The following is a 21909-nucleotide window of genomic DNA, read 5'->3' as shown; positions in this document are numbered from 1 at the left end:
TCCGTGCAATAATTCACTATCCATATTAATTTGTATCTGAGCCATTATTCTCCTCCTTGTTTTTGTTTTGGCAAATCCAATTTACAAGGATTGAATTTTGGCTCAAATTCTTTTTACACCATTTTTAGGACTCTATCAACAGAAGTGGTATCACCAATATAATTTGACATAGTCCATTCATGATGCTTTCTTATAGCGAATCCCCAAGGTTCTGTGTGGTCAATAAATGCATCAAAAATGTCTGCTTGATCATAATACATTTTTGGTTCAATATCAAGTGGATTATCTTCCCATTCAAGATCTCCAGTAAAAAATGTAGGCCAAAACTCGTTAGCAAGATAATCATCTGGATCGATATTATAATTAATCCTTATTTGAACATTATCAGATATATCAAAATCGTTGTAGAATTCAGGATTTACTTTCAGAGAATCATAGACATGAGCAAAGGGAACTGCATAAGAATCTAGATAATAGTACTCTCTTGCCAGGTAACAATCACAAAGAAAAGGATAAGAAGAAATTGCACCTTCTTCGTTACATCCTATACCCTGATAACTTTCATCCCAATCATAAGTATAATGCCATCCATTAGAATCAAATACTTTTATTGAAGTAATTTCATCTAAATTATAATTCTGCAACTCATCTCCACGTTGATTATCAGCTTTTTCATTAGCTGACATAAGAGTATAAATAGTTTCATACCTTCCGTCTGGGAGCTTATAAGTTCTGCAGTAATCAGTTCTTTTTTCCACTACTTCAGTTGCCCCTTCAGGTAGCTTACTGTTATCTATATCTGCATCGGTTAATATTGCATTTATTGATAACGTTATAAATATCAAGAAAACCGATAAAATAAATTTCATTCGCATTATATCCTCCTCCACTACTTATTAGTAGTTTCTAAGGAGGAGATGCGGGTTTTTAATTCTTTGTTTTGCTTTTGCATTTCAATGAGATACAGGGTGAGTTCTTCAACTTTCTGTAGCAGTTTTGCCTGCATATCACCGATATTCACTCCTTCCTGTTCAACCTCTTCGGCAGAAGGAATTTCAGGTAAGTGTCCATTTTTAGATATGAAATCTTCTACTTCTGTGAGAGTTTTTAAACGATAATCTTCTTCAAAAACAAAATCAGACCAATTACCAGACATTTCCACTTTAAGTTCTTCAGCAATAATTTTACCGTCAACTGCTAGTTTATAACCTGTTGGAATAGTAGTAGTACCAATTCCCACATTGCCATTATCATCAACAATCATTCTTGTTGTTCCTTCGTCAGTTTTAAATGATAATCCATTTGATGTTGTAGCTTGTAAATAACTGGATAAACCAATGCCGCCAAATACATCCAAAGAATGTTCTGGTACTATACTTCCGATTCCGACATCACCATCTACAAATAAATCATCGTTAAATGAACCACTTCCATTCACATGCAACAAATATGTTGGAGAAGTATAATTTGAAAAACCTATTCCAACATTTCCACTTGATGTAATTTTGAAAGCAGGATCGGATGTATTATAAGAAATATTAAATTCGTTGTAAGATTGTTTAAGCATGTTAATATTCCATTTTCTATTTCCAGAATTATCATAACTACTAATAAATAAATCATCACTCGAAGACGTTTGCTGCAGTCTAAAAAGTATCCCATTTGAGCTAGCAATATGTAATGGTGTTTGGGGTAATGAGAATGCACTAAATGCTCCAATACCAACATTTCCAGACCTGAAAATATCACTTGATGTTGAATTAGTACCTCCCCAATAATCTGCAAACACATTAAAACTAACTACTAATAAAATGACTACAATGAACAATGTTTTTTTCATTTCTTAACTCCTTTGTTATTCTTTTATAATGATGTATTTAACACCATCAATTTCCACAATTTCATAAACTTCACCTTCAATTACGATAGTATTGATTTCGTAATCTATACCTTGAATTTCTGAATAAGAAATCGTAGAATAAGGTAAATCAGGTATAGATTTCAGTTGACTTAGTGATAATAATAAAAATATTAACAATAGAAATGAAAAAAAGGTATTTTTCATTTTTCCCTCCGGGCTATATTTATATTAAAGACAAATATAATATAGATTTGGGACGAAATCTTAGTTATTTTATTTAAATTCAATAATTTATTTGAAGGAGTCATGATGACTGAAAACGAAGTTTACAATAAAATTTTTAATTCAGCTTTGTTTTATTCGAATTTAATAGTTAAGAATCAAGATGAAGCCAAGGATATCGCTCAGTCTGTAACCATGGAATATCTTTTTATACATAATAAAGATAAAATTAAAAAATTAGACAGTTGGATTTTCATAACTTCCAGGAACAAATCCTATAATTACTTGAAATCCAGAAAAAAGGATTTGATTTATAAAGCAAATGAATTCAAAGACAAAATCACAAAAATCAGTTCAGTTCATCAGGAAGATGTAGGTTTCATAGAAAAAATCAATTGTCTGCCAAATGAAATTATAAAATCAAAAGAAAGAAAGTTAATAATTGATTTCTACAAGTTGAAATGCGATCTTAAGAAACTGGCAAAAAAGTATCGGCTTTCCTATCAAACGATCAGAAAGAAAATTTACAGGATCAAATCAGAAATATCAGCCTATTCAAAAAAAGAAATGGGTTATAATAATTCATTGGAAATTGCAGGACCAAAACTTCGGGAAAGTATTTACAATTTTATTAAGAAATTTAAAAAATGTTGTGAAAACAATGATATAGACTCTATGTCAGGTTATTTTGGAGATTGTAATATTCCAAAGAAAAAAAACAAATTTGATATTTCAGAAATAGTTAAATATCGAGTAGATTATGAAATATATAATAACTATACATTATGGGTTACTTATTTTGATAGTACCAAACAGGTCAGATGTTTAATTACAGAATTCATAATAACACCATCAAATAATATTCGAATTACAAAGTACCCTAAGTTGCCAAAGAAAATTATTAAAATTGAAAACAAAGCTATACCAAAACATATTGATAATGAAATTATGCCAGATAGAAAGGGTATATACCATAAAACTGCATCAGAGGTAGAAGATTTAATTTCTGATGTTGAAAAAGAAATAATATTTGAAAAAAAGTAACAAAAAAGCCCCGAAAAATCTCGGAGCTAATGTTTAAAAAATCAACCTTCTTAATGGTCGAATTTATGAGACCTTCGAATGGTTGCATAAAAAACCATTGCGGAGGTTTCGCTTCTCAACCATCCGCAAGGTTTTAAGTTTTTTATTTCAAAAGTACCTGTCCTGTGAAATTTCGTAGAACTATTTCAGCAGGACCATTTTCTTTGTAATTGTATTAGATTGTGTATTTACTTTTGCGAAATACATTCCAGAAGAAGTATGACGTCCAGTATTATCGGTTCCATCCCAAATGATAGAAGCATTAGTGAGAATTTCGTTATCTACTAAAGTTCTAACCAATTGACCTTTTACGTTGTAAACTTGAACAGATACAGGATTTTGTTTGTCTGAATCTGTCAGGTTCAGGGCAATTGAAGTTTGTGGATTGAATGGATTTGGATAGATGTTGATATTGCTGTTTGCTACAACTGTGATCGGATCATCATCATTTCCAACTGGAAGAGTAAGTGCATTAGGTCCACCGTAAGCACCCATATCATTTCTTGTTCCATCAGGATCATTATACATCGCATCAGGATCACCTGCATCGATACAGGGAGAACCATCTTGCAGCCACCAGGATGCATTTAAACCGTCATATGAAACACCAGCACCAGCTGTAGGAGCTTCGAATAATGGATTAATATCAATATTTCCTATTGCATTTGGGAATGGATATTCATTACCTTCAAAGCCATCGTAAATACATGTATAAGTTACTTCAGGTAAACCAAATGGTGCGAAGAATGATGTTGAATCAGCTTCATCAACAATTATATTATTTTTGAATATTGGCATAGCATTAAAAAGGAACATTTCATAGGGTGTACCATTGGTAGATTCATTATTAGCTATTGTGTTGTTTACGATCATTGCATCAGAGCCATTTTTCAGACTGAATGCGCCATAAGTTCCTGTATTATTTACAATAACATTGTTAGAAATTTCAATAGCAGAGTCAATAGCACCGATTCCACCTATCAGGTTAGAACTGGTATTATTGGCAATTATATTGCGGCTAATAAGCACGTCATCTGAACTTGCAACGTCGATTGCAGCTCCCACAGAAGCACTGGAATTATTGAACAATTTGTTTTCAATAACATCAACCACAGAACCATTTTCAATAGAAATAGCGCAAACATTTGCATTGGAAATTTCACAACCCTGGATCAGGTTGTTGTCAGTAGAACCAACGAATCGGATTCCTTCCCAATCTGTAGCTGAAGTCATGATGATTGGATCGTCAGTATCAACATTTGCATCGGCAGTGAATTTACCATAAACTGTGAGCATATTTCCGCTTTGGAAATTGATCTCAACACCTGGTTGAATTACCAGTTCATCACTTTCAGCGATTGATACATCATCAGTTACATTATATGGATTGAAATCTGATAACCAGATACCAGAAAGGTCTCCAGTTATATTTGAACCATCTGTTACATTGATAAGATCAGTAGCTGTAGTTTCTGCAGTTTCTCCACCAACTGTAATGCGAAGAGTAACATCGTAAACTCCAGGAGTTGTGTACATATGGAAAGGATTTTCATCCGTGCTGTCAAATGTGCCATCTCCATCAAAATCCCATTCCCAGCTGTCTATTCCTGTTTGAGGTAAAGAGTTGCTGGTAAACTGAACACCCAGATAAGCTGGTCCTTCTGTTATATTTGCCGAAAATAAAGGCAATAATCCTGTAAACATTGTAGATTTAGCTTGTAAAATAAGATAATTTGATGTATATGATTGAACCATGGCAACACCATGAATTTTAGAAAGATCCCAGGAAGGATTTAATACAAATGCTTTTTCGTAAGTAGCAGTTTGACCTATTGTTGTAAGATCAAAATCTGTGTTATGGTCATATTCCATAACTACACAGAACCAATCATCATCAACTTCTAAAGTTACGATAAATGTAACTTTATTATTTGTAGTTGAAATATTTCCTGTTACTTCTACATCAGTTGAAATCACCAATTCATTTTGATCATTTACATCCATTGTAACATTCATATCAAGTGGACTATCGGTGTTTATAAGTGCATTATACTGTGGTAAGTAGTTCATAGCTCCACTCGGCATTCCACCTACAACACTCATTGTTCCACCAAAACGTGCATGCGGAACTCCACCACCTGGATTATACATACTCATTCTCTCTGCATATCCAGGACTTGGATTTGGTCCGCCGCTTTCCCAGATCATTGGTATAACATGATCATTTCCTGTGTACAAACTTAACAGCCCGGCCCGAGCTGATGGACAGTAAGGTCAGCCGGAATATGAGCTTAGAACTTCACCAACAACTTCCAGTTGGGTGGCAAAGATTGGCATCATGATCAGTATTAATCCGAAAATTAATAATATCTTTTTCATTTCTCCTCCATTTTTTTTATTTTCACACTTTAAACTCTTTTCATTTTTTTTTTGAAAAGAACTTTGTAAAGCATTTTATTTTATAACATCAAATTTAACAAACTTATCTTAGATTTATTTCATTAGAACCATTTTTTTTGTAATAGAATAGTCACCAGTTTTAAGCTGATAGAAATAGATTCCGCTATTCACTGGTTTCCCAGAATCATTTGTTCCGTTCCAAATTACTTGTGAATTTAATTCATTAAATGTTTTGACGATCTGTCCTTTTGAGTTAAAGATGATGAGTTCAGCTTCAGCTAATTCGGATGAAGAAAGATTCAAAGCTATTGTTGTGGTAGGATTAAACGGATTAGGGTAATTCTGACTTAATCTTGGAACCGAGATCAATTCTTCGTCATTGCTTACATTGTCTTCTGTATTGAATGTGAAATCATAGCTCATTGGACTTGTAAGATCTCCACCATCCAAAGTGATGTTTAAGTCACATCCACCTGTACTGTTCACACCAATAATAAAATGTACACCTAACGAAGCACCTGCATCCAGAGGAATAGTTGCCGGCATATTGGGAATATAACACAAACCAGTAGCATTGCATACACTGCAAGTCCATCCAGCAGGAAGATTGGAGAATGACCAGGTAAGATTATATTCTTCGCTTGTACTTCCAATATTTGTAATTGTGATCCAGTCAGATTCGTATGTGTATGCGCCAACAACTGAAAAGTCATCACCAACAATATTAAGATCGAATGGGATATCGACCTGCAACTCTGCAAATAATGCTCCTAGACTAATTAACAAAACAAACAAAATAATTTTTTTCATAATTTTCTCCTATAATTTGTATTTTTATCAAATTAAATAAAACCCTCAGTCCTCCTTCGTCAAAGTAAAGGAGAATTCCTCAAAATGACGAAAAAAGTCATGAACATTGCTGATTTCGATCCTTCGATATAATCCGGTAGCTGCCGGATCACTCAGGATGACATCGAAATCTTTTCCCTTTATTAGTAGAACAAAGCATTTATTTTCTAATACTTATATTTTTCAATTCCCCTTTGGAAGGCAAAAGGGTTCTCCACTTCTATGCAACCATTCGCAAGGTCATGCGATCATTGCGAAGGTTAAAATGTTTTTATCCAGGAAAGGCGTAAACCATCAAATTCTGCTTGATTTTTGCAAACGCCATTGCGGCAGACAATACCACCTTTTTCTTTTCCGTAAAACAACCTGATATCAGAATCTTTCAGGATCAATGATAAGACATCTCCAACCATTCCCAATTTTGCAAAATCAGGTTCATCCATCATCATTATTGCCAGTTCTCCACCAATCCAGAATTCACCATCATCGCCACCTTCTGAAGTGTCAGATTCTCCTTGCTGATTTTCAACAGTTACTGAAAGTGAATAATCTCCCATTGAAAAATCGACTTGCAAACGTGGTTCGTAATAAGAATAATTTTCTAATAAGTTTTCATCTTCTTTTAGCTGATATTCAGCTTTTAACAAGAGAGGATTTTCTCCTAATAACAGGTCAAAAGTAACAGCTGGTGTGATTTCTTTGTGCCACTTTGAATAATCCTTGCGTAATTGTTCCAGAGTTTCGAGTTCACCTTTGATAGAAAAAGTTTCAAAATCTCTTTTATACTCGGAATATAGATTTGACTGACGAACTTTGAAATCGCTGGACCAGCCTTCAGCATAATTAATTATCAATTCATTTTCATAATTTGGCAGGAATTTTATTTCTCCCATTATACCTTCCTCGTCACGTCCTGGATCCCAGCTGTGATGCAATGGCTGTCCACTATGATTTACAACAGGAAGATCAGAAATCCTTACATTGAAATTTTCATAATTCTTGTAAGAAGCATTGAAAGTGAATTTTCCGATATAAGATGTAGCATTGGCATAAATTGCGGTTCCCTCCAAATCATTTTCGTCGGTTGATGATGCATATTCTCCATTGAATTCAACAGAATAAGAACTGTATTTTATTCTACGTGAATGAATAACCCGTTTATTGAATTTCTCTGTATCCGCATCTAATTGTTTGTGAATCACAAAAGCTTCACCTAAAGATAGTTCATCAGTAATATTCACGTCAGCATCGATAGCTCCAACCTGGTCATATTCATCTTTCAGAGATGGATCATCACTTTCCATTAGGCCAGCAAAAAGCTGCATCTGCCATTTATCATAATACGGATTTGCATAACCTCCGATCAAACGTGTGTCCTGTTCAAAATCATCGTCATAAAAATTGTGCAGAACCAGACCTGTTCCAATTACAGCTTCATACGTTCCAGCCTGCAGAAACCAGTAATCAGATTCGTATTGCAGATAATATTCATCAAAATAATTCTCATCCTTTTCAGATGCTAATTTGTTCTCATTTAAACTGTCTGGTAGGCTTGCATCCGGCTCAAGAAACTTGTCAAATCTTGGCCGGTAAAGATCGTATTTCAAACCAAGCCGGAATTTCTCATAAAAAGCCTGAATCTGGAATTTATTGGAAATATAATTCCTATTCTCAATAATCCGATTCGCATTGATAAATTTGAATTCATTTAAACCGGAAACGTAAAATTCGTTTGCCACCAGGCTCCCCAGCAAAACGATCAAAATTAAAGTTAAAATTACCTTCTGATATTTCATTGATCCCTCATTTTATTCCTGAAGCTGCTCTTTTGCAGCCTGATCTTCCAGCCAGCTTTGAATAACTTCTTCATATTCAACTTCATCTCCACGCTGAAAACCTGTGTGATCGTAAATAATATTACCTTCAGGATCGATCATTAAAGTTCGCGGGATATTAGTAACATTGAATTGTTTCTGCACTGTTTTTGTAGGATCGAATAATGTAACAAAATTGAATCTGTTGGACTTGATATGAGAAACCGCTTTATCTTTTTTTCTGGGTTTGTCGGTGCTGATGGCAACGACGGTTACATTGTCATATTTATTATGTAGTTCATTAAGTTTGGGAAGGGCATTTTTGCAGGGAACGCACCAGGTAGCCCAGAAGTCGATGATCACTAACCCGTCTTTCTGCAGGTCGGAAAGCTTTACCATTTTACCTTTTATATTTTCCAGTTTAAATTCTACAGCCTGATCATCTGCCATCAACACAAAAGCTACGCTTAAAACGATTATTGATAATAATATTTTTTTCATGATCTATTCTCCTTTATAGTGGGATTTCTATTACATTATGTACTGTGCAAGTACTTTCATTATAATTTGGTGTTTTGGTTTGAATCCATAAAACCAGAACCAGATCTTGCGGTAATTCTGTGTACCAGGGTGCAAGTTGATCTAAACCTGAAATTGTGAACTCAACAGTGTCGGTGGTGCTAATATCAGAAATGCTCATTTCCGATCTCTGTAACACGATATTGTGATGTGGTTCGGAGGCATAATTCAAAAATTCATCATTATAATCTTCCATTAAAACAGCATTCAAAGTCAGGTTGTTCAAATCCACATAAGCCTGAATTTCAATATCCACAGTTCCACTTAGTTCTGTATCTGAAAGGTCAGTTTGAACATTGGACATAACAACATTTGGAATTTCTTGAAGTAATGGCTCTATTGCTGCTTCGATCTCTGCAAGAACTTCTTCTGGGGTAGGTGCAGTGTATAAAAAATGAGCATTACCGTTTACTATTCCAAATGGCAAGGTTCCATTTTGGGGATAATAACTGAAAATATCATTATTGGAATTGATCGCCATCTGATCTCCGATGTGATATTCTACATATATAAAACGGCTGCTGTATTTGGCTCTTAGTTCATGCATAGCTTCTTCAGCATTCGGACAATTGCTGCACCATTGACCTGTGAACAATTCAACCAGGATTTTCTTGGAATTATTATGATTTCCGTAAAGCACAAAACCGTCGTTCTGTTCTATCAGATAGTCAGTAAAAACTTCATCTGCCAGAATTTCCCGACTGCTGTCAAGAACCTGAAAATGCCAGGAAATCATTAGTGATGGTGAAACCATTACACTGTCTGCAATAAAAGTAGCATTAGGATCGAGCTGAAAGAAGTTTCCGAAATAATCAATAATATCAGTTTTGGTGAGATCATCATTGTAGTAGTTTTCAGAAAATAGCGTACCAAGTTCCAGATAATTGTATTGGTCTGTAGCGTTTATTGCATCTGCCAGAGATTGTCCGAATTGATCTAAACCAATGTTATTTTGTTCAGGTTCAAATTTATGTTCAAAGCGATCACAACCGGCAGCAAATAATACAAGCAGCAACAATGCTGAAATCAAATATTTATTCATCAAAATCTCCTATTCAATCCTATCCAAAAGCTTATGGATCATATCTTTCGTAATAAGTTCAGGAAGAACTTCCGGTTTTTCCTGATCTGGAATGTAGAAAAGATAAAGCGGTACACCGGCCCGTTTGAATTTGGTAAGCCACTCAGAAATTGTGTCATCTTTTTTGGTATTATCACCTCGCAGCATTTGAACACCATGTTCTTTGAACGCAGCTTCAATTTCATCAGTAAAAAGAACCGCTTCTTCATTTGTTTTACAGGTAAGGCACCACTCTGCTCCAAAATCTACAAATACAGGTTTTCCTTCATCTCTATATTGTTGAACCAGTTCAGGCTCAAATTTCTGCCAGTCTCTGGGATAATGAGCACCTTCTTCCGAAACAGCTTCTGTATCTCCGAAATTTAAAGTTAGAAATCCTGCCCCGATGGCAATTATAAGAGCAATGACCGTTGCTATCCATTGCTTCTTCCTGGAAAATTCCGGTCGTGCAAAACGTCCGTAGATCCAAACTGCGAAAGCCAAAATTATAAGATAGAATAGAACATTAATTAAGTTAATTCCACCGATGAGAAAGTACAGAGATCGCAGCAGATAAAGCGCTGTTAATAATAACAGGAATCCCATAACTTCCTTAAAAATATTCATCCATTCACCAGGTTTGGGAATAGCTTTGATGGCTTTAGGCCAGATTCCCAGTAAAATAAATGGGAAAGCCAATCCTAATCCGATCAGAATAAAAAATGCAAAGATCATCACTGGAGGTTGAGAAAAGGCAAAACCAAGTGCAGGAGCTAAAAGAGGAGCTGTACAGGGAGTTGCCAGCAGAACAGCAAAAATACCGCTGAAGAACGATCCTGAATATCCGCCCTTGCTGGAAGCTTTAGTAGCCATTGTCATACCGGGAGCTCGAATTATAAATACGTCGAACATGGAAAGAGAAAAAACAAATATCAAGATCAAAAGACCTATTACAAAACCTGTATTTTGAAATTGGAATCCCCAGCCGACCAGTTCACCAGAAGTTTTTAAAATTACAATAACTAAAGCCAATATGAGGAATGATGTTAAAATTCCCATGGTATAAGCCATGGAATTTCTGAAAATTTGCTTTTTATCCTGTTGACTTTGCTTCACCAAGCTCATAGCTTTAATGGAAAGCACTGGTAAAACACATGGCATCACATTTAGGATAAGACCACCAAAGAAAGCCATAATAAGAAATTTGATCAAATCTGATAAAGGTTGAGATTCTGTTTCTGTTGCAGTTTCGGGCATTTCAAATGGAAGTGTGAATTCAAATTCTTCCGGCATGAAACAGGTTCCATTGTCTAAGCACATTTGGAATCCTGCATAAAATGTTATATCGGGTGTTCCAGAAAAAGCATCAGTTACTGTAAACTTTTTTGTCAATGTAACTGAACCATGATATTCAATATAACCATCTTCTGTTTCTTTTCCCTCGGGATAAACAGTTGGCTCAAACTCGATATCTGCAATGGGATCAACTTCAATGTAATTTAGATCTTTCTGAAGTGTAATGTGCATTCCTGCAGGTATGTCGAAGGTAACCTGGATCTCATTGCCAGTTATTTTTGCTGTTGTAATTTCTTCCGGCACATAAGCTTGTGCAAAAATTGCTAAGCAGGCAATTAACATCAACGCTATCATCGCTGTTTTTTTCAACTTTTTGTCCTCCATTTATTTTTTAATTAACACTATTAAATTTTAATGCAATTCATGTTCCTTACAAACATAATTATAACTTAATATTTTCTTTTTCAAAGAATTCAGTAACTGTCATTGCTTTTTCCCAATGCAGATAAAATGTATCGATTAAGGTTTCAGCCAGATCGGGATGCTCGATAACCAGGTAAGTAAGATTTTCGTCGGGATTGATAGTATTTATCATGGAAAACATAACTATCTGATCATCAAAAACATGAAGCTTGATAGGAAGATGATAGGCGACTTTGATCTCTTCACCTTTATCTTCAAAACTTTTCATCTGCCGGGCAAAAAATTCCAGATTATCAGGTTCAACTTCGAAAATGGATTTATAATTAACACCTTTTTTCATACTTTCCCATTGTTCTTCATGGATATCGATAGATTTCGTCATGGCATAAGGAGGTTTGCAAAATGAGAGAACAAATTCTTTGGATTCCAGTTCCAAAGTATGATTTTTCTTGATGATGCTGGCAGGAGTGCTGAAAACCTGAATAAAATCCAGGGGCGATGATTTTTTTTTATTGGATGTGTAAATGGGTGAGAGGAGTTCTGGTAATTCTGTAATCATATCCAGTTTGGTTCTTTGATTTTCTATCAGTTGCTGGAAGGCAATATTAGGTTCTATAGCTTCAAATTTTCTTACTTTTCCCAATTTTTCAATGCACAATCCTTTTTGTGCCAGACTGGCTAAAACAGAATAAATCTTAGAACGGTTAACTCCCGAACAATGAGATATCTCAGTAGCTGTAAATTGATGTTTTCTAAGAAGGCAGCAATACACTTTTGCTTCATTTTCAGTTAAGCCCACGTTTATAAGTTTATATATATATCTTTTCATATTCTACCTTTTTTTTTGAGACAAAATTAAAAATAAATTCACAATATTTGAAGGATGTTGTTCCTTCTGGTGCAACAATAATTTGGAGGTCATAATGTCAATTTATTTAATAATAAAAAAGCCCCGACTTGCTGCCGGACCTAATATCTATTCAATGGACTTCAGGGAATTATTCTCAACTCCAGTCTCGCAAAAAGCTCTTCTGAAGTCGAGTATGAACATTCTATTTCATCAGGAACATCTTTTTTATTTGAATGAACTTGTCAGCAGGGATAAGTTCTCCCAAAAACTAGTTTCGGGAAGTAATGAAAGAAAAACGCTCCGACCCAAGCCGGAGCGTAAATTTATCTAACCAACAAGTTGATTATTTCAGTAATATCATCTTTTTGCTACTGGTATAATCAGCAGCTTTCATTTTGTAGAAATAAACGCCGCTGGAAACTTGTTTTCCATTGGTGTCTTTACCATTCCATGCCACAACATGATCATCAGCAGTGAGTTCATCATCGATCAAAGTAACAACTTTTTCTCCTTTGATGTTATAAACTTCCAATTTAACATGACCACTGTTTTTAAGTGAGAAGGAAATATTCGTAGTTGGATTGAATGGATTTGGATAATTGCCATTCAATTCTGTTTTAGCGATAATGTTGTTATTTGCATTAACGATATTTGGTACAAAGTCAATAGTTGCAAGTGTTGATACACCTTCATCATACACTGCTTCTACACCGGCAGTGTAAGTTTGACCGTTTACAAGATCTTCGAACATCCATTCTGAATCATCTGTGTTACCCATCATTGTTCCATCAAGATAAACGTTATAACTCTGAAGTTCACGAGAAGGAGTAAGTACATTCAATGTTACATCATCAAAATAAAACATTACATCATCACCCGTGGGAGCTGAAGCATAAATGTCTGTTGCTCCAAATTCACATGAACCTGGATTACCATTTGTATCGATGCTCCACTGCCATTCATAGATCATAGTGCCGTCAATATAATATTCTGCCCAGTCAGAATCAAGATCAATAATACATTTAGATTCAAACCAGCTTCCTACAGGATGAGTAAATGTTAAAATATTCTGGGCAGTTGCACATAAGTCACCTGTTCCAGAAGAGCCGAAGTACACTTCCATACCCCATTCAGAACTTGATCCGTTGAAATAATGAAGCAGATTATAATAACCACCATAACCAGGTTCGATATAAACCATCATCGAAACATCATATACTCCACTTGTAAAAGTACCAAATTCATGAACAAGATCTGTACTTGTGCCTTCTACTTTAACAGAATTAGATCCGCTATAAGCATTTTCATCTACAACAAAGCCATCGTCTGATCCACCTGAAGTTCCGCTCCATGTAGTCCATTCATCAGATTGAACTGCCAGGTAAACACCTGGAGTATAAGCTTCCATATCATCCAGCCAGCCATTATTACCTGCTGGTGCATCCCAGGTGAATAATCCTGTTGTTTCATCTACAGCCAGATTTATGGGTGGATCAAGTGTTGGTCCAGCTCCACCAATATCGAAGAAGTCTATTATTCCACTAACAGCATCATCAAGTGTATTTGTTCCACCCAGTCCTGTGATCTCAAATGATGTGCCAACTGTTTTGTAGGTTCCTGCATCATAAGCAATACCACAATCATAACCAACTGTTGGGTTGGAGAATAAAGTTACGGCAGGAGCTATAGGAGCAAGTTGATCGATCCAGTTATTTTCTCCAGAATAGGTCCAACTCATTCCTGCCAGAAAATCATGACCATCAACGTTAGAAAGATCTGAACCACCATCAGATAAAGGATCAATATTGAAATAAGGATGCACGGATGTCTGAGTGTCGTAATACCAGGTGTCACCACCTTCCATATAAACATTACCACCATTATCTAAATAGGTAGCCATTAAGGATGCTTCAGCATCTGATAATGTATAATTATTTGAGTAAATACCCAAAAGAACGAAAAGAGCATCTGTTGTGCTGGAAAGTGGATATTGATTAATATCATCTGTTAATACAACATCTCCAGCTGAATAGAAATTTTCTATAGAGCTCTGCAAAGCACTGCCTGAAGGAGTGGGATCCAAATCCCAGATTATTACATTACGATCGGTGGGATTGAGAACAAATACATTGAATGAAGTCATCGCATTATAACCGGAATACTCTCCCATGATATCGATTTGAGCTAATCCGCCATTATTAAATGATTCCAAAGTAAGAGTTGTTCCATTTATAGAAGCATCTACAATTGTTGGATCGCTGCTCTGAACTGACAAAGTTGCTGCAACTGGACTACCTTGATAATAAAAATAGTCTGTCAGATCAAAAGTTGCAGTTTCATTAAGCTGCATTTCCTGATTTGCAATAGGATTGGGAGCAATGAGTGGGAATGTAGCCAAACCACCCTGCAAAATTGGATACATATTAAAAGGATATTGAGGATATCCAGTTACTGTAAATACACCAGTTGTATTTTGATGTTGAACCAGAACAACAGCTCTCACTTTGGCCATATCCCAGGAAGGTTCTGGTGTGAATGTATGAATAAATTGACCAGAAGCACCACTATTGTAAAGTGTAAAAGGCTCTTCATAATAACGGGTTACAGTAGAATGATAGGAAGCGGAATATTCATTAGTAAGTAAGAAAAGAAGATTGTAATCATCTGTGGGAATAGTTTCAGTTAACAGAACATCTGCAGTAATTTCAACATCTCCATTGTTATCGATATTCATAACCACATCGATTTCCATTGGACTTGATACATTTACTCGATCACCATAAATCGTCTGGTATCTTGCTAAAACTCCAGCTCCACCACCTAAATCAAAAACTTCAGCATCGAAAGCTGAAGAAGGCAGTGCCTGAACTCCATAATTTGCATAACGTGTGTCATAATTTGGACTTGGATGTGGTCCATCACCTTCCCAAAGTAACGGGATAAAGAAATCTTCATCTTCATACATTTGCAACAATGCAGCACGTGCATCGGGGCAGAATCCTCACCATGTTTCTGTGAAGACTTCACCAACGACAAATCTTTGTGCTGCATTCAACACAACAGATGTCATCATCAGTAAAGATAACAAAATCAAGCTAGTTTTTTTCATACATCCTCCTATTTTTTTTTGGATTTACATCCACTTATTTTTGCAACAATTAAACCAAATCTCAAATTAGTATTCACTTGTTGCACCCTTGGTAACAACATTGATTATTAATGAAACATTGTCAAATATTTTTATTGATTATTATATTGAACTAAGATAATTTTCCATTTTATAATATACTAAAAAAAATGCCCCGACACACTGCCGGGGCTGATATCTATTCACTGGAGTTAAGGCTAGACTGGACTTCAGGGAATTATTCTCAACTCCAGTCTCGCAAAAAGCTCTTCTGAAGTCGAGTATCAACATTCTATTTCATCAGAACCTGTCCTGTGAAATTCCGAAGGACTATTTCATCAGGATCATTTTTTTCGTACAAGTAAATGATCCTGCTTTCATTTTATAGAGGTAAACTCCACTTGCTACTGAGCAATTATTTTTATCAGTTCCGTTCCAATTAACATTATGTAATCCTGCATTGAAGTAATTTTGTGACAAAGTTTTGATGTGTTTGCCTTTTACATTGTAAACTTCGATGACAACATGCATTGTTTCATTCAATTCAAAACTGATAGAAGTTGATGGATTGAAAGGATTTGGATAGTTACCAATGAGTTGTGTAGCTGTTAATAGTTCATTTCCAGCTTCAGTTCCTGTATACATAAAACTCAAAGATGCAGGAATAGATTCATAACCACCTTCGTAAACAGCTGTTATAGATACTTCATATTCTAATCCATAAACAAGATTTATAAGTTGGTAAGATGTACCAGTAATCATTTCCAGAAAAACACCATCCAGATAGATATTATGTCCAATCAGTTCAGCTCCGGGATAAGGTTGCGGTGGATCCCAGGTTATTAAACCTGTATTAGGATCAACTGTGACGTTTTGGGGAGGATTGTAAACTGGAATCCATTCAAGAATTATATCATCGGGTAAAGTCGTTGTAACGCCGGAAGTGATAACGATATTGCTGATTGTAATTGGAGTATAATATTCAAGTTCAGCCTGGAGCCCATATCCACCTGGAGCTAAAGAAATCGAGAAATAACCTGTTGCATCAGGATGTATTACTGTTGCACCGGAAATTATGATGTCAACATCTTCAATGTTTCCAATTCCTCCGCTTAGAATCACGTTTCCTTCCAGAGTTCCGTTGGGATTTGTTCCTGCTCCCAATGTTCCATCTAAATTTATATTCTGAGCAAAAATATCTGAAGAACCATTGCGGTCATCTTCCCAGGCAGCAATAAGCTGACTCCCAGAAAGCTGGCTGACAAAATTGTGAATCTTGGTTGAGGGCACTGAACACATGGTTACCTGCTGACTCGTCCACACATAATTTCCATCCAGATCGATCCGGGCAGCTTTAATGATGGCGTTGTCTGTATCTTCAAAGATGATCATCAGATCATCACCTGTATCTCGAACACCTGTCAGCAGAACATAAGTACTGGAGATCGGGATCAGGTTGCTGCCGTTATTTCCCCAGACCAGGCTGCCTGTTGCTACATCGACTTTCTGTCCTGTTAATCCATGATTATTTTGATCTCCGTCTGTTTGCTTCCAATATGTTATGAGCTGATCATTTGCTGCATCATAAACTGATTCAGGATAGAAATTCTGGCGATTATTTTCTGTTGAAAGCTGAATACCATTTGCAGCTAAGTCTACCGTGCCATCATCTAAAACATGCTGCACAAAAGGATAAGATGTCATTCCACCACCGCGGCTGTCGTGCCAGCTGATGAAGCAGCCGTTATTTTCGTCGGAAATAATGTTGAAAATCTGCGTCCAAGCGCTGATACCGCCGGCATTTGATACAACGGTTGGATTAGTCCAGACCGGATTACCATCAGTATCGTATTTCTGGATATAGCAATGTCGAGTCAAGGCAGGAAAAGAGCCGATATCTTCAAAGTATTTCAGCAGGATTTCATCATTATCAACTGCAAAAGGCTGCGGCCAGGAAATTGTATTGGCACTGCTGAGAGTGATGCCGGAAGTTCCCCACAGCAAAGTTCCATCCGGGGCGATCTTCTGCATGATGCTGATGGTTTCTTCTGACCAGGCTACGACGGCATTTCCAGCCGACGTGATGATAACCTTGGGCGAAGCACTGAAAGCGATACTGTTTGAGAGTTCCAAGCCGTCTGCTCCCCAAACGAAATTCCCGTCCGGTGAAATCCGATAGGCATAAATATTATTATTTCCGGCATTGCGGATATCCTGAAAAACCAGAATCGCATGATTTTCTGCATCAACAGTCATATCCCAGTCTGTGAGCCAGGTCATGGCAGGATTATCACTTATCAGAATTCCGTTATGATCCCAAAGTTCATTTCCCTGGGAATCCAGCCTCTGCAATCTGACGTCATAATTTCCTGAATCGTTGGAAAAAAATCCGACGTAAGTATCACCTGTGGGGCCGTTATCTACTTTGGGAATTACCTGCTCTCCTGATAGATCACAGATCGCATTATTAACTGTAGGATCTAAACTCCATTGAGCATTTAGAATTCCCGCTGAAAGAAAAATAAATAAAATTACTTTGATCACTTTCATCTCATCCTCCTTGTTACAATAACGTAACTTATTCTTACGTATTTTTTTGTCAAAATAAATAACTCATTGATATTGATTATCGATAAAACTGTGAGCCTACTTTGAATCCATCGGCTGCACTACTCATAATTCCACCTGCAAAACCCGCTCCTTCTCCACAGGGAAAAAGGTTGGAAGCTGTTAGAGAATTTAAAGTTACTTTATCACGAATAATCCTAACCGGCGAAGATGTCCGTGTTTCAGGAGCTAAGAAAATTCCTTTTTCGATGAAGCCTTTTGCCAGAGTCTCAAACTTCTTCATGCCAGATTTTAATGCGCTATTAATGCCAGTTGGAAAAATCGAGTTTAAATCGTGAATGTAAGTGTCGGGAAGATAGGAAGTTTTCATTTTATTTGATGATGGCGTTGAATTCATAAAATCCGCTGCATTTTGAGCCGGAGCAAAGTAGGGAAGTTCAGGCTTGAAGCAGGTCTGTTCAAGATTTCTTTGGAAATGCATTCCTGCCAAAATCTCTTTTCCATAGTCATTTTCATTTACAGTAACAACTATCGCACTATTGCCGAATTTTCCGTTTCTCTCTGAATTGCTCATGCCGTTTGTAACTATTGAATCAGGTTCCGAAGCTGAACCGATAACTTGCCCTCCGGGACACATGCAGAAGCTGTAAATTCCTCTGTTTTTTGTTTTTGCGGTCAACCTGTAACTTGCGGGACCTGTAATGGAAAAATCATTTCTCTTTCCGAAGAAAGTTTCATTGATGAATTCCTGTGGATGCTCGATACGAAAGCCCACAGCAAAAGGTTTGCTTTCCATTTCTATTTTCCGGGAAAGCAGTTCAAATGTATCTCTTGTAGCATTTCCAAGAGCTAAAATTAAAGCTTCGGGTTGATAAGATTCATTGTTAATAATTACAGATTCAACTTTGTTGTTTTTAATGCTGATATTTTCAAGTTTATAATTCCAGAAAAATTTACAGCCATTTGCTTCCAGAAATTTCCTGATATTCAAGACAATTTTGCGAATTCCGTCCGTTCCCAGATGGGGATGGGCTTCGTAGCTGATCTCTTCGGGAGCTCCGAATTCAATAAGGTAATTTGTAACTTGATTTGTGTAGTAATCACTTTTCCTGGAAGTGAGTTTTCCATCCGAAAAAGTGCCGGCACCACCTTCTCCGAATTGCACATTGCTTTCAGGATCGAGTTTGCCACTTTTCCAATAATCAGCTACTTTTTCAGCTCTTTTTTCCAGGCAATCACCACGATCAAAAATGTAAGGTTGAAAGCCCTTTTCCACCAATGAAAGGGCAGCGAAAAGCCCGGCCGGTCCTGCTCCAATAATAAATGGATTGGGATCCGAAATTTGAAAGTTACTATTTATATATGGTTCTGGTTCTTTATAGATTTGCACATCATTATTCAGCTTTATTTTTTTAAGAATTTCAGCTTTTACGGTAAAGTTTAATTTTAAATGATTTTTCTGTCTGGCATCCAATGATCGGCGCAAAATTTCGACATGCTCAATATCTGATTTGGACAATTTCAATTTTTGAGCTATTAAATGATTCAGATCTAACTTTGATGTTATTGGTAAAATTATATTTCGAATTTGATACAAATCTATACTCCTAAAACTATTTTATTCAAAAAAAAATCCTTTTGCTTGACGTAAATTTCTGTCAAGCGATTAGCACAACAGTATGAAAAAAGAAAATTTAGAAATTGTATTCACAGATTTAGATAGAACTCTTTTGCGAGATGATAATACATTCTCATCAAGATCATTAAAAGCATTGAAGCTTCTGAAAAAAACAGGAATAAAAGTAGTCATTGCTACAGGAAGGAATATATTTTCAGCAGAAAAAGTGTTACCGCATGGATTGCCAATTGATTATCTGATGATCAGTTCCGGTTGCGGCATCATAGATTGGAAAACAAAAAAAGTAGTTTATGAAAACCATTTATCTCAAATTGAAACTGACCAAATTTTGAGAATTTTTGATAAGTATAAACTTGATTTCATGATTCATCATCCGATCCCGGAAAATCATCGATTTAGTTACTTTCGCAGCAGAAATGATAACTTGGATTTTGAAAGAAGACTGGAAATTTATAGTGATTTTGCTGAAGAATTGACTGAGAAACCGCAAATAGCCAGCCAATTTATTGCGATATTCAAACCTGATGAGCTGAAATTATACGAAAACGTAAAAAATGAAATCAATAGTTTACAAGTAATAAGAGCAACATCTCCATTGGATCATGAATCGATCTGGCTGGAAGTGTTTCCCAATGAAGTATCTAAAGGACATTCCGCAAAATGGTTGTGCAAAAAGTTGGAAATTTGCAGAAATTCTACAATCGGTATCGGAAATGATTTCAATGATATTGATCTTCTGGATTTTACCGGAAGAAGTTTTGTCGTGGAAAATGCTCCCAAAGAATTGAAAGAAATTTATCAGGTAATTGATTCGAATCAGGGTGATGGATTTGCAAAATTAATCGAAAAAGTTTTAAAGGAAAGTTAATGTTTGAATATCAAAAAACAGGAAGGTTCTTTGCTTTAGTGGCAGGGAAAATGGAAGAATTTGGTGCAGCAGAGATCAAAGAATTTGGAGCAAAAGAAATAAATCCTGTTTATCGCGGACTTTGGTTCAAAACCGATTTGGAGCATGTTTACAGGATTAATCTTTGGAGTAGATTGGCGACAAGGATTTTAGCTCCGCTTCTTTCTTTCAGCTGCCACAGTACAGATTATCTTTATAACACAGCAAAAAAGATAGAATGGGAAAAGATAATTTCTTCGGAAAATACTTTTGCCATATTTGCTACTGTTTCAAACAGCAAAATTACTCATTCACGTTTTGCTGCTTTAAGACTGAAAGATGCTATCGCGGATAGGTTTATGGAATTGGAAAATGAGCGACCAAACGTAGACACAAAAAATCCTGATGTCTGGTTCAATCTGCATATAGATAGAAATAAAGCCAAAATAAACTTGGATCTTTCTGCTGGTAGTTTGCATAAGCGTGGTTATCGGATCGAAAGCGTTGCGGCACCGATGCAGGAAACTCTGGCAGCTGCGATTATTCGTATTTCAGGTTGGAATGGAAAAGTTCCACTTCTGGACCCAATGTGTGGGAGCGGAACAATTTTATCGGAAGCTTTATTACATTATTGCAGAATTCCAGCCGCCTTCCAGAAAAAAAAATTTGGTTTTCACTTTCTACCGGATTTTGATGAAGATGTTTGGGAGAAAATTTTGCAGCAATCGCAAAAAGTAAGAAGAAATTTAGAACAGAATTTATTGAATGGATGTGATATCAACAACAATGCTGCAAATGCTGCCAGAACAAACTTAAACTCCATGCCAGAAGGTAATCTTATTAGAATTCAAAATAGAGATTTTAATGAACATCCGGGACTGAAAAACGGTGTGATCATAACCAATCCTCCTTATGGAATCAGGTTGGGAGAAGAAAAATACCTGGAAAAACTTTATGAAGAATTCGGTGATTTTTTAAAACAAAAATGTAAAGGTTCTACTGCCTGGATTTATTGCGGAAACAGAAATCTGATCAAAAGTATAGGATTAAAACCTTCCCGAAAAATTCCTCTGGTTAATGGAAATCTGGATGGAAGATTATTAAAAATAGAAATTTACTAGTGACCCGTCAATCATCGATTGTCGGATAGAGACGTTTCAATTTAACTCGTGAATCTTGGGTGGTAAACTGCCAGTTTATAGAGCATTCTTTTTTGTTTCTTGCTTTTGTCCATGCTGCTACCTGGCTGGAC

Annotated in this window: 17 protein-coding genes; 4 read left to right on the top strand and 13 right to left on the bottom strand. The window is 36.1% G+C overall.

Annotated features, from left to right (window positions below; translation table 11 throughout):
* Positions 1–113: 113 nt before the first annotated feature.
* From K9N40_08925 to K9N40_08915, 3 genes are read right to left on the bottom strand one after another with little or no spacing between them, the layout of a single operon-like run.
* Entirely contained in the window at positions 114–869 is a 756-nt protein-coding gene (locus tag K9N40_08925) for a hypothetical protein (protein ID MCF7814590.1), read from the bottom strand.
* A gap of 20 nt (positions 870–889) precedes the next feature.
* Entirely contained in the window at positions 890–1840 is a 951-nt protein-coding gene (locus K9N40_08920) for a hypothetical protein (protein MCF7814589.1), read from the bottom strand.
* Between the two features lie 15 nt (positions 1841–1855).
* Complete coding sequence (locus K9N40_08915) at positions 1856–2065, bottom strand: hypothetical protein (protein ID MCF7814588.1); 210 nt, start codon at positions 2063–2065, stop codon at positions 1856–1858.
* Between the two features lie 105 nt (positions 2066–2170).
* On the opposite strand from K9N40_08915, the gene K9N40_08910 reads away from it, so the two are divergent.
* Positions 2171–3127, top strand: coding sequence for a sigma-70 family RNA polymerase sigma factor (locus K9N40_08910; protein ID MCF7814587.1), 957 nt, complete (start codon positions 2171–2173; stop codon positions 3125–3127).
* A 180-nt stretch (positions 3128–3307) separates the two neighbouring features.
* On the opposite strand, the gene K9N40_08905 is transcribed toward K9N40_08910, so the two are convergent.
* The 7 genes from K9N40_08905 to K9N40_08875 all read right to left on the bottom strand — a co-directional run bounded on the left by K9N40_08905 (position 3308) and on the right by K9N40_08875 (position 12416).
* On the bottom strand, positions 3308–5404 hold the full coding sequence (locus K9N40_08905; protein MCF7814586.1) for a T9SS type A sorting domain-containing protein: 2097 nt from the start codon (positions 5402–5404) through the stop codon (positions 3308–3310).
* Between the two features lie 255 nt (positions 5405–5659).
* Positions 5660–6376 carry a T9SS type A sorting domain-containing protein gene (locus K9N40_08900; protein MCF7814585.1) on the bottom strand — a complete coding sequence of 239 codons (717 nt, stop codon included), beginning with the start codon at positions 6374–6376 and terminating at the stop codon, positions 5660–5662.
* A gap of 299 nt (positions 6377–6675) precedes the next feature.
* Positions 6676–8211, bottom strand: a complete 1536-nt coding sequence (locus K9N40_08895) for a DUF6029 family protein (protein MCF7814584.1) — start codon at positions 8209–8211, stop codon at positions 6676–6678.
* A gap of 12 nt (positions 8212–8223) precedes the next feature.
* Positions 8224–8730, bottom strand: coding sequence for a TlpA family protein disulfide reductase (locus tag K9N40_08890; protein MCF7814583.1), 507 nt, complete (start codon positions 8728–8730; stop codon positions 8224–8226).
* 13 nt (positions 8731–8743) lie between these two features.
* Entirely contained in the window at positions 8744–9850 is a 1107-nt protein-coding gene (locus tag K9N40_08885; protein MCF7814582.1) for a hypothetical protein, read from the bottom strand.
* Positions 9851–9859: 9 nt separating this feature from the next.
* Positions 9860–11533: a thioredoxin family protein gene (locus K9N40_08880; GenBank protein MCF7814581.1), complete on the bottom strand. Its 1674-nt coding sequence runs from the start codon at positions 11531–11533 to the stop codon at positions 9860–9862.
* A gap of 73 nt (positions 11534–11606) precedes the next feature.
* Complete coding sequence (locus tag K9N40_08875; protein ID MCF7814580.1) at positions 11607–12416, bottom strand: hypothetical protein; 810 nt, start codon at positions 12414–12416, stop codon at positions 11607–11609.
* A gap of 94 nt (positions 12417–12510) precedes the next feature.
* On the opposite strand from K9N40_08875, the gene K9N40_08870 reads away from it, so the two are divergent.
* Entirely contained in the window at positions 12511–12768 is a 258-nt protein-coding gene (locus tag K9N40_08870) for a hypothetical protein (protein MCF7814579.1), read from the top strand.
* Between the two features lie 12 nt (positions 12769–12780).
* On the opposite strand, the gene K9N40_08865 is transcribed toward K9N40_08870, so the two are convergent.
* From K9N40_08865 to K9N40_08855, 3 genes are all read right to left on the bottom strand, one after another.
* Entirely contained in the window at positions 12781–15402 is a 2622-nt protein-coding gene (locus K9N40_08865; protein ID MCF7814578.1) for a T9SS type A sorting domain-containing protein, read from the bottom strand.
* A 492-nt stretch (positions 15403–15894) separates the two neighbouring features.
* Positions 15895–18114: a T9SS type A sorting domain-containing protein gene (locus K9N40_08860; protein MCF7814577.1), complete on the bottom strand. Its 2220-nt coding sequence runs from the start codon at positions 18112–18114 to the stop codon at positions 15895–15897.
* A gap of 76 nt (positions 18115–18190) precedes the next feature.
* Positions 18191–19729, bottom strand: coding sequence for a hypothetical protein (locus K9N40_08855; protein MCF7814576.1), 1539 nt, complete (start codon positions 19727–19729; stop codon positions 18191–18193).
* Positions 19730–19811: 82 nt separating this feature from the next.
* Between K9N40_08855 and K9N40_08850 the strand changes: the two genes are divergently transcribed.
* Together K9N40_08850 and K9N40_08845 are read left to right on the top strand one after the other, a co-directional pair.
* Positions 19812–20639, top strand: coding sequence for an HAD family hydrolase (locus K9N40_08850; GenBank protein MCF7814575.1), 828 nt, complete (start codon positions 19812–19814; stop codon positions 20637–20639).
* A complete protein-coding gene (locus K9N40_08845) occupies positions 20639–21778 on the top strand; it encodes a class I SAM-dependent RNA methyltransferase (protein MCF7814574.1) in 1140 nt (379 codons plus the stop codon). Before K9N40_08850 ends, K9N40_08845 begins: the two co-directional genes overlap by 1 nt.
* The last annotated feature ends 131 nt before the right edge of the window (positions 21779–21909 follow it).

Source organism: Candidatus Cloacimonadota bacterium (assembly GCA_021734245.1).
In the GTDB taxonomy this organism is placed as follows: Bacteria; Cloacimonadota; Cloacimonadia; order Cloacimonadales; family TCS61; genus B137-G9.
The sequence above is the reverse complement of the archived record's forward strand: the minus strand, read 5'-3'. Positions and strand labels throughout refer to the sequence as shown.

Coding starts and splice junctions, on each gene's coding strand:
- K9N40_08925 (MCF7814590.1), bottom strand. CDS start 869: ATGAAATTTATTTTATCGGTTTTCTTGATATTTATAACGTTATCAATA.
- K9N40_08920 (MCF7814589.1), bottom strand. CDS start 1,840: ATGAAAAAAACATTGTTCATTGTAGTCATTTTATTAGTAGTTAGTTTT.
- K9N40_08915 (MCF7814588.1), bottom strand. CDS start 2,065: ATGAAAAATACCTTTTTTTCATTTCTATTGTTAATATTTTTATTATTA.
- K9N40_08910 (MCF7814587.1), top strand. CDS start 2,171: ATGACTGAAAACGAAGTTTACAATAAAATTTTTAATTCAGCTTTGTTT.
- K9N40_08900 (MCF7814585.1), bottom strand. CDS start 6,376: ATGAAAAAAATTATTTTGTTTGTTTTGTTAATTAGTCTAGGAGCATTA.
- K9N40_08895 (MCF7814584.1), bottom strand. CDS start 8,211: ATGAAATATCAGAAGGTAATTTTAACTTTAATTTTGATCGTTTTGCTG.
- K9N40_08890 (MCF7814583.1), bottom strand. CDS start 8,730: ATGAAAAAAATATTATTATCAATAATCGTTTTAAGCGTAGCTTTTGTG.
- K9N40_08885 (MCF7814582.1), bottom strand. CDS start 9,850: ATGAATAAATATTTGATTTCAGCATTGTTGCTGCTTGTATTATTTGCT.
- K9N40_08875 (MCF7814580.1), bottom strand. CDS start 12,416: ATGAAAAGATATATATATAAACTTATAAACGTGGGCTTAACTGAAAAT.
- K9N40_08870 (MCF7814579.1), top strand. CDS start 12,511: ATGTCAATTTATTTAATAATAAAAAAGCCCCGACTTGCTGCCGGACCT.
- K9N40_08865 (MCF7814578.1), bottom strand. CDS start 15,402: ATGTATGAAGATGAAGATTTCTTTATCCCGTTACTTTGGGAAGGTGAT.
- K9N40_08860 (MCF7814577.1), bottom strand. CDS start 18,114: ATGAAAGTGATCAAAGTAATTTTATTTATTTTTCTTTCAGCGGGAATT.
- K9N40_08850 (MCF7814575.1), top strand. CDS start 19,812: ATGAAAAAAGAAAATTTAGAAATTGTATTCACAGATTTAGATAGAACT.
- K9N40_08845 (MCF7814574.1), top strand. CDS start 20,639: ATGTTTGAATATCAAAAAACAGGAAGGTTCTTTGCTTTAGTGGCAGGG.